Origin of the sequence: Undibacterium sp. Di27W (genome assembly GCF_049340345.1) — a bacterium.
In the GTDB taxonomy this organism is placed as follows: domain Bacteria; phylum Pseudomonadota; class Gammaproteobacteria; order Burkholderiales; family Burkholderiaceae_D; genus Undibacterium.
On sequence record NZ_JBMPOS010000124.1, the window covers coordinates 1 to 374 of the forward strand.

Below are 374 nucleotides of genomic sequence, written 5' to 3' on the forward strand. Positions count from 1 at the left end.
TGTGAATATGGTCACTGGTCAAATGACAAGTATGGAAGCACTGATAAGATGGATACGTCCAGACCATGGACTCGTGCCTCCAATCGAATTTATTCCTGTCGCCGAATCCAATGGAATGATTTTGCGCTTAGGGGACATTGTCATGATGAAGGCTTGCGAGCAAATCGCTACCTGGAAAAAAGAGCTGTTGCCGGTAGTACCTATTTCAATCAACGTGTCCGCGAAGCAATTTAGCGCGGGGCTCCTCCCGAAAAAACTATCTGACTGCTTAAAAAATTGCGGTATTGATTCTAGCCTCCTTGAGGTAGAAATCACAGAATCTGCAATGATGGGCGAGGACAATACCATTATTACGGATTTGTGCGAGATTCGGG

1 protein-coding gene is annotated in these 374 nt (G+C 45.5%); it reads left to right on the forward strand.

All coding sequences use genetic code 11. The features are described 5' to 3' along the window. Positions 1 to 31: 31 nt before the first annotated feature. On the forward strand, positions 32 to 374 hold a 343-nt coding region (locus tag ACO0LF_RS31585), incomplete at its 3' end, for an EAL domain-containing protein (RefSeq protein WP_423021384.1).